Raw genomic sequence first — 6990 nt, 5'->3', positions numbered from 1 at the left:
AACCCAGGACCCCATCATTAAAAGTGATGTGCTCTACCAACTGAGCTACCAAGTCATTTTATTTCTTGAATGCGGGTGCAAATATAAAACCTATTATTTAGAATTCAATGGGAATTTATTATAAATTTGTATTTTTTTTAAAGATTTTATTTAATTGCTTGTTTTATAATATGTTAATGTTTTTATGAAAATTGTATTAGTTGGGTATATGGGTGTAGGAAAGACGTCTTTGGCAAAAAAAATTGCTAAAAAAGTAGGAATTTCTTGTTACGACTTAGATGCGGTTATTGAAAAAAGTGAGAATTCTACTGTTGAATTAATTTTTAAAAATAAAGGTGAAGTTTACTTTAGAAATGTAGAACATCAATTGTTTAAAGATTTTTTAGAAAAAGAAGAAGATTTTATTTTAAGTCTTGGAGGTGGAACACCTTGTTATGCTAATAATCATCTTTTGTTACAAAGAGATGATGTTGTTTCTGTTTATTTAAAAGCAAGTATAACTACTTTAGTAACAAAATTAAAAGACAAAAGAGATAAAAGACCTTTGATAAAAGACCTATCACAAGAGGATTTACATGAATATATTGCAAAACACCTTTTTGATAGAAGTTTTTATTACCAAAATGCAAAATCTACCGTAAATGTAGATGGTAAAAAGAAAAAAGAAATAGTCAAAGAAATTCTTCAATTAATTTAAATAAACAAACATCTCCTCTTTTTCAAATACAACTTGTATATGCTCTTGAAGTGATGTTGAAAGTGAAATACCTTTAAAATCTGCCTTTACAGGATATTTTTTATGATTTCTATCAACTAAAACGGCTGTTTTAAATTTGTTTAAAGGTACTTCCAAAAAATGTTTTACACCGTAAATAAGTGTTGTTCCTGAATTTAATACATCATCTATTAGAACTAAACCTTTATTACTATATTCTTCCTTAGTGATAGATGTTTTAATTTCTTCTTGAGGTTTTGTTTTATTTATAAAAACTTCACACATAGTAATTTTAATGGGAGATATCTTTTGTAATTCTTCCGCGATTTTATGTGCAAAAATATAGCCACTTGAACTAATTCCAGCTAAAACAACTTCTTTTTCATCTACAAATGTTTCATAGATTTGATAAGCAATTCGTTTTGTTTTGTGTTGAATTTCTTCTTTATTTAAAATAATGTTTTGCATGGTTTTTTATTTTTTTTCAAAGATAAAAAAGAGTTCTCTATCTTTTCTAGGTTTAATGGAATTATATGCTCTTTCTAGTATTTTTAAATTGAACTTTTGTGAAAACAATTTTACATATTCTTTTTTTGAACCTCCAAATGGTGGCCCATCTTCAGTGAGTGGAAAATCAAAAAGTAAACCAGCAATTTTCCCGTTTTCATTTAGTAAAGAATGCATTTTTGATACATACTCTATTCTTAATTCAGGATTTAATGCACAAAAAAAAGTTTGTTCAATGATTAAATCATAAGTTTCATTGAATTCAAAAAAATCACCTTCAATAAAATTTTTAGTGTAATTTGGATTTCTTTCCTTTAAATTTTCTAAAGGTCGTTTAGCAATATCTATAACCGTTACATTAGAAAAGCCCTTTTCAATCAAATAGTCAAATTCATAGCCATTTCCTGCACCTGGAATCAGAATATTTAAAGATTTGTCTTCAATTTGATTAATATACTCTTTTAAAGGAGTGCTTATTTCACCTGTATCCCAACCTGTTTCATTGTTAAGATAACGTTCTTCCCAATATTCCTTATTCATCTTTTTGTTCTTTTATGTTATCATCATCCCAAAGGTAATCATCGATGTCTCTTCGGTCTTTTTTAGTTGGTCTTCCTTCTCCTTTTGCTCTATAATGTTCTTTGGAAAGTTTTAATAATTCTAGATGTTCAAATGCTTCTTCAGGAGTTTCATCTTTTCTATACACATCTACTAATTTTGCACCAACACGATTTTGAGGCACGTCTAAAACAGTAATCTTGTAATTGATTTGGTCTTTTCTCAATACAATTTTATCTGTTGGATATACTTCTCTAGAGGGTTTAGCTACTTGATTGTTTACTGTAACGTGACCTTTTTTTATAGCTTCTGAAGCCATATTTCTAGTTTTGTAATATCTAACACACCATAAGTATTTATCTATTCTCATATTTTAACAAAAATCAATGTTAATTATTATACAAAAATAAATCAAAATTGTATCTTGCACCCTATAAAAATTGAAATAAAAAATGAAGAATATATTAAAAGCAATGTGTTTTGTTGTTTTAGCAACTTTATTCGCTGGTTGTCCAAAGGATGATACGATTGCAATTACTCCGGTAAGAACATTCGCTGAACAATATCCTATAGATGAAGCTGCTATTGATGACTTTTTAGCTACCCATTTTGTTACTGTTGATGCGGATTATAATACAACTTTTGAATTAATTCCTGAAGGAGGAACTCAAACTCCCATAAAGGACATGGCAAATCTTGAATTTAAAACAGTAGAAAGAAATGATTTAACATATAAATTATATTATTTAATGTTGAATGAAGGAGATGTTAATGGTATAAATCCTATTAAAGTTGATTCAGCTTTTGTTGCTTATAAAGGTACATTATTGGATGGTACTGTTTTTGATCAACAAACCTCACCTGTTTGGTTTGGTTTGGACGATGTTGTATTGGGTTGGGGAGAGCTTGTGCCATTGTTTAAAACAGGTATAACGACCTTTGATCAGACAACTGGACAAATTTCTTATAGCAATTATGGAGCAGGAGTTATGTTTTTACCTTCTTCATTTGCTTATTATAATTCATCTGTTGGAAGTATCCCTCAATATGCTCCATTAATTTTTAATTTTAAGCTGATAAGTCAAAAATATAGAGATCATGATTTAGATAGAGTATTGACTGTTCATGAATATTATGATTCAAGTGGAAGCATAATGGATACTGACGGTGATGGAGCACCCGATTATTTAGATGTAGATGATGATGGTGATGGTATTTTAACAAAACAGGAGATAAAAAAGCCAACACCAGTATTAGTATCAGATGGACCTAGTTTGTATTATCCTTTTAATGCTTTTACAGTTGTAGATAATCCATTAACTCCAGAAGATGAAAGTCTTGAAAGTGAACCAAAAGGAATTCCAAGTTGTTCAGGTGATTTTACTACTGCAACTAGGTTAAGGAAACATTTAGATCCAAGTTGTCAATAGATTTTTAATTATATAAATAAAAAAAAACCAATTCTTTAGAATTGGTTTTTTTGTGCTGATAAATAAATGAAGTTATTTTCTTGAAATAGCTTTTATAGCAGCTTCAACAATAGCTTCATTATTTAATTTGTATTTTTGCATTAGTTGATCAGGTGTTCCACTTTCTCCAAAACTATCATTAACAGCAACAAATTCTTGAGGAACAGGATTATTTGTAACTAAAGTTCTAGCTACACTTTCTCCTAAACCTCCTAAGAAGTTATGTTCTTCAGCTGTAACGATACATTTAGTTTTTGCAACTGAATTCAAAATCGCTTCTTCGTCTAAAGGTTTAATTGTATGGATATTGATTACTTCAGCAGAAATACCTCTTTCTTCTAATTTTTCAGCTGCAATTAGAGCTTCCCAAACTAAATGTCCAGTAGCAACAATCGTAACGTCTGTACCTTCATTAAGCATAACAGCTTTTCCAATAACAAATTCTCCGTTTTCTGGTGTAAAGTTAGCTACACTTGGACGACCAAAACGCAAATAAACTGGTCCATGATGATCAGCAATTGCAATTGTTGCTGCTTTGGTTTGATTGTAATCACAAGTATTGATTACAGTCATTCCTGGTAGCATTTTCATTAAACCAATATCTTCTAAAATTTGGTGAGTTGCACCATCTTCTCCTAGCGTTAAACCTGCGTGAGAAGCACAGATTTTTACATTTTTATCAGAATAAGCAACTGATTGACGAATTTGGTCATAAACTCTTCCTGTAGAAAAGTTAGCGAAAGTTCCAGTAAAAGGAATTTTTCCACCAATGGTTAATCCAGCTGCAATTCCAATCATGTTGGCTTCTGCAATTCCGATTTGGAAAAAACGTTCTGGGTGATTTTTTTTGAAATCGTCCATTTTTAATGAACCGATTAAGTCTGCACAAAGTGCTACTACATTTTCATTTTTTTGACCTAGTTCTGTTAAACCAGCTCCAAAACCTGAACGTGTATCTTTATTTCCTGTATTTGTATATTTTTTCATTTATTTTAATTGAAAGATTAAAAAATTGAAAGATTAAAAAATTCTAAAATCAGAAATAGATAATCTTCAATCTTAATTTAATAGTCACCTAAAGTTTTAGGGTTTTGAGCTAAAGCATTTGCCAACTGCTCGTCATTTGGAGCCTTTCCATGCCAAGCATGTGTGTGCATCATAAAATCAACACCATTACCCATTTCAGTGTACAAAAGAACACAAACTGGTTTTCCTTTTCCAGTTCTGCTTTTTGCATCTGTCATTCCAGCAATGATTGCTTCGATATTGTTTCCTTCTATGATTTCTAAAACATCCCAATCAAAAGCTTCAAATTTTGCTTTTAAACTTCCCATGGCTAAAACTTCATCGGTAGTTCCGTCAATTTGCTTCCCGTTAAGGTCGATTGTAACAATAATATTATCTACTTTTTTAGCAGATGCATACATAATAGCTTCCCAATTTTGCCCTTCTTGTAATTCACCATCACCATGTAATGTGTAAACTAATTTTGAGTCATTGTTTAATTTTTTAGCTTGAGCAGCACCAAGAGCAACCGATAAACCTTGACCAAGTGAACCAGAAGCTACTCGAACTCCAGGTAATCCTTCGTGTGTAGTTGGATGACCTTGCAATCTAGAATCTAATAATCTAAAAGTAGCTAATTCTGCTATAGGGAAATAACCACTTCTGGCTAAAACACTGTAGAAAACAGGAGAAATGTGACCATTAGAAAGAAAGAAAACATCTTCGTTGATTCCGTCCATGTCAAAGACTTCATTTCTGTCCATTAGGTTTTGATAAAGGCAAACTAAAAATTCTGTACAACCAAGTGAACCACCGGGATGACCTGAATTTACAGCATGTACCATTCTAAGAATGTCTCTTCTAACCTGTGTAGTTAAATCGTGTAGTTGTTGTGTGTTTGGTTTCATTTTTATTTTAAAATTTGAAAGTGCAAATATAAGAAGATTAAAATTATTAACTTCTATTTTAATTGTTTGACTTTTTAAAAGTTATCTACATAAAAAAGCCTCGCAGAAGCAAGGCAATATTTTATATGATTTTACATTTATAACTTTTCAGTTTCTGATATGACTCGAATTAATTTTTTATTGACAAATTCATCAATTCCTAAAGCGGATAATTCGCGACCATAACCTGATCTTTTTGTTCCTCCAAATGGCATATCAGTAGAAGATTTTGTGGGATGATTAATGAAAACCATTCCAGAATCTATTTGGTTAGCAACATTTTTAGCTCTTTCTATATTTTTTGAGAAAACTGAACCACCTAATCCGAAATCAGTTGCATTAGCTAATTTGATAGCTTCTTCTTCATTTTGGACTTTGTAAAAACTAGCTACTGGCCCAAATAATTCTTCTTTATACAAATCCATCTCTGGAGTTATTTGAGATATAATAGTAGCTTCCATAAAGTTTCCTTTTAAATCAGCTTTTTTTCCACCAACTTCAATTTTGGCTCCTTGTTTAATTGCTTTTTCCACTTGTTTTAGAATGGATTTTAAAGCATCTTCACTTGAAAGTGGACCAAGTTGGGTTTCTTTGTCCATTGGATCACCCAATTTTAAAGCACTCATTTTAGCTTTGAATTTCGATAAAAATTCATCAGCAACTTCTTCAACTACAATAAAACGTTTTGAAGCTACACAACTTTGTCCATTATTTACGGTTCTTCCATAAATGGCTAAATCGGTTGCTCTATCTATATCAGCATCTTCTAAAACAATGAAAGGATCACTTCCTCCAAGTTCTAAAACAGATTTTTTAATATTTTTTCCGGTAGCTTCGGCTAAAGAAGCACCTGCTTTTTCACTTCCTGTTAAAGAAGCACCTTGAATTCTTGAATCATCAATTAGTTTTGAAATTTTTGAACCTGATAAGAATAAATTGGTATATAAACCTTCTGGAGCATTTGCCTCTTTAAAAATATCTTCAATTGCTTTGGCACATTGTGGTACATTTGAAGCGTGTTTTAATAAAATGGTATTTCCAATCATGATATTTGGAGCTGCAAAACGAGCCACTTGATAAAATGGAAAATTCCAAGGTTCTACACCTAACAAAACACCTATTGGACTTTTTCGGATAAAAGCTTCACCTGTTTCTACTTTTAATGGCTCATCGGCAAGAAATTTTTTAGCATTTTTGGCATAATATTCAAAAATATTAACAGCATAATCAATTTCATATTCAGCTTGATTAATTAATTTACCCATTTCTGAAGTAATTAATTTTGACAATTCTGTTTTCTTTGATTTTATTATTGAAGCTACTTCATTTAAAACTTTGGCTCTTTCTTTGAAAGAAGTAAATCTCCAAGTTTGATATGTTTCATGTGCTTTTGAAATAGCTTTTTCAATTTCAGATTCAGTCATTTCTTCAAATGACTTTAATTTTTCTAATGTATATGGGTTTATAGATTGTATAGACATGTTTTTTTATTTGGTATCACCTTGACTGTAATAGTTGTTTTCTTCATCTTCACTTCCAATATTTTCTTGTTTGTCGTCTAATTCTGAACCAGGAACATCCAAGCCATTTCCTAATTTTTCATTGGTGTTTGTGGTTTCACTTTTCAAATTATCAGCAGTGTTTAACAGATCATCTGTTGAAATTTTTTCTACATCTGAATTGGTTATAGGTTTGTCGTTTGAATAGATGTCTTCGCTAGGAGGATAATTCATTTTCTTTAAATTATCTTCAATTCCTTTCTCTTTATTCTCCTTTTTATCTTTCATAA

9 protein-coding genes are annotated in these 6990 nt (G+C 30.7%); 2 read left to right on the top strand and 7 right to left on the bottom strand.

Annotation, left to right across the window (positions count from 1 at the left end):
* Positions 1 to 184 precede the first annotated feature (184 nt).
* Positions 185 to 697, top strand: coding sequence for a shikimate kinase (locus AABJ49_RS13085; protein WP_338378735.1), 513 nt, complete (start codon positions 185 to 187; stop codon positions 695 to 697).
* Here the strand turns inward: AABJ49_RS13085 and AABJ49_RS13080 are convergent.
* The 3 genes from AABJ49_RS13080 to AABJ49_RS13070 are packed head-to-tail and all read right to left on the bottom strand — an operon-like array spanning position 689 to position 2150.
* Complete coding sequence (locus tag AABJ49_RS13080) at positions 689 to 1183, bottom strand: phosphoribosyltransferase family protein (RefSeq protein WP_338378734.1); 495 nt, start codon at positions 1181 to 1183, stop codon at positions 689 to 691. The genes AABJ49_RS13085 and AABJ49_RS13080 overlap by 9 nt on opposite strands.
* Positions 1184 to 1189: 6 nt before the next feature.
* A complete protein-coding gene (locus tag AABJ49_RS13075; protein ID WP_338378733.1) occupies positions 1190 to 1762 on the bottom strand; it encodes a methyltransferase domain-containing protein in 573 nt (190 codons plus the stop codon).
* Complete coding sequence (locus tag AABJ49_RS13070) at positions 1755 to 2150, bottom strand: S4 domain-containing protein (RefSeq protein ID WP_338378732.1); 396 nt, start codon at positions 2148 to 2150, stop codon at positions 1755 to 1757. The genes AABJ49_RS13075 and AABJ49_RS13070 overlap by 8 nt, the downstream gene beginning before the upstream one ends.
* An 82-nt stretch (positions 2151 to 2232) precedes the next feature.
* On the opposite strand from AABJ49_RS13070, the gene AABJ49_RS13065 reads away from it, so the two are divergent.
* Positions 2233 to 3210 carry an FKBP-type peptidyl-prolyl cis-trans isomerase gene (locus tag AABJ49_RS13065; protein ID WP_338378731.1) on the top strand — a complete coding sequence of 326 codons (978 nt, stop codon included), beginning with the start codon at positions 2233 to 2235 and terminating at the stop codon, positions 3208 to 3210.
* 72 nt (positions 3211 to 3282) lie between these two features.
* On the opposite strand, the gene AABJ49_RS13060 is transcribed toward AABJ49_RS13065, so the two are convergent.
* From AABJ49_RS13060 to AABJ49_RS13045, 4 genes are all read right to left on the bottom strand, one after another.
* Entirely contained in the window at positions 3283 to 4236 is a 954-nt protein-coding gene (locus tag AABJ49_RS13060; RefSeq protein WP_338378730.1) for a transketolase C-terminal domain-containing protein, read from the bottom strand.
* Between the two features lie 77 nt (positions 4237 to 4313).
* Entirely contained in the window at positions 4314 to 5162 is an 849-nt protein-coding gene (locus AABJ49_RS13055) for a transketolase (protein WP_338378729.1), read from the bottom strand.
* A gap of 137 nt (positions 5163 to 5299) precedes the next feature.
* Positions 5300 to 6682, bottom strand: coding sequence for an NAD-dependent succinate-semialdehyde dehydrogenase (locus AABJ49_RS13050; protein ID WP_338378728.1), 1383 nt, complete (start codon positions 6680 to 6682; stop codon positions 5300 to 5302).
* 6 nt (positions 6683 to 6688) lie between these two features.
* Positions 6689 to 6988 carry a hypothetical protein gene (locus tag AABJ49_RS13045; RefSeq protein WP_338378727.1) on the bottom strand — a complete coding sequence of 100 codons (300 nt, stop codon included), beginning with the start codon at positions 6986 to 6988 and terminating at the stop codon, positions 6689 to 6691.
* Between the last annotated feature and the right edge of the window lie 2 nt (positions 6989 to 6990).

It is taken from the genome of uncultured Flavobacterium sp. (assembly GCF_963922255.1).
Lineage (GTDB): Bacteria > Bacteroidota > Bacteroidia > Flavobacteriales > Flavobacteriaceae > Flavobacterium.
This window is presented reverse-complemented; position numbering and strand designations above follow the sequence as displayed.